The 1335-nt window shown below is 53.4% G+C and carries 1 protein-coding gene; it reads right to left on the minus strand.

The features are described from left to right. Window positions 1-256: 256 nt before the first annotated feature. Window positions 257-1273 (minus strand): IS110 family RNA-guided transposase, encoded by a 1017-nt coding sequence (locus M5G11_RS26970; RefSeq protein ID WP_273913519.1) that lies wholly within the window; start codon window positions 1271-1273, stop codon window positions 257-259. Window positions 1274-1335: the final 62 nt, after the last annotated feature.

Raw genomic sequence — 1335 nt, forward strand, 5'->3', positions numbered from 1 at the left:
CAAAAGTAACCAAATGTATGGTCAGCCCACCTTTTGCTATCCAGTCACGATGAACGGTAAAGCAGGCTTGCGCTAATGTATCCGGGCTCCTTGTGAGCGCGGTTACGCGCTCGGCCCTTGATGAGTATTCGCTCCTGCCTGTCCTGAAAAACGCCTCAGCTTCGAAAGCTATTTTGCTTATCAGGTTCTCAGCCAGGGTATCTGCCGTTTATCGCCATCAGTTACTGACGTCGCAAAAGCCGGTGCTAAAACTGGATTACGCAGCGAAATGCCCGTTGTAGATGCCACCTTTGGTCAACAGCGCCCAGACAATCCTGGCCATTTTATTAGCCAGCGCACAGGCAACTTTGTTGAGAGGTTTTCGAGCCAGTAGACTTCTGGCCCAGATTCCAAGGGCGTCGTTTCGTTTATCGATTCGATAAAGCAAGGTTTGGGCGCCCTGCATTAACAAGGTTCGCAAATACCTGTCCCCACGCTTGCTGATACCCAGCAACGTGGTTTGCCCTCCAGTCGAGTACTGCCGCGGCACCAACCCTAGTGAGGCCGAAAAGTCTCGGGACGATTTGTACATCGAAGCATCCCCGACATCGGCCACCAGCGCGCTAGCGATGAGGGGGCCGATGCCGGGGATGCTCTGTAATCTTTTGCCGGCGTCACTTCCATTTACCTGCTGCTTGATCTCGGTATCCAGCGCTTTGATTTCGCTGGTCAATTGGCGGATGTCATCAAGCATCCGATTAATAGCCTGCCGCAGGCGCACAGGTAGATTGTGTTCTTCCATCAATGCAGGAACCCGATCCAACGCGGCATAGCCGACGGGAAAGATAACGCCAAATTCCAGTAAGAACCCGTGCACCTGGTTGATCACTCCAGTGCGCCGACTCACCAGCGATTTACGCAGTTTATGCACGGTCGACAGCACCTGCTGGTCAACCGATTTGACCTGTACAGAGCGCGTTCTGGGACGTGAGGCAGCCTCACAGATAGCCTCGGCATCAATGAAGTCGTTCTTGTTGCCGGTGACGTAAGCCTTCACATGCTGCGGTGCAATCAGTTGAACCTGATGACCGAGCTTGGTGATTTCTCTGGCAAGAAACTGTGACCCGCCACAGGATTCCATGGCGACTTTGCAGGGTGGCATTTGTGCAAGCAATGGCAGCAACTGGCTACGATTGAGCTTCTTGCGCAGTACCTGATGGCCTTGTGCATCCTGGCCGTGCAAGTGGAAGCTGTTCTTGCCAATGTCGATGCCTAGAAGCGTTACGCTGTTCATGAGAAAACCTCCTCAGGAAAAGTGAGAACCTCAGCAGTGTAGACCTGAGGTTCTCGCCGGGC

The organism is Pseudomonas fontis, assembly GCF_028656955.1.
In the GTDB taxonomy this organism is placed as follows: Bacteria; Pseudomonadota; Gammaproteobacteria; order Pseudomonadales; family Pseudomonadaceae; genus Aquipseudomonas; species Aquipseudomonas fontis.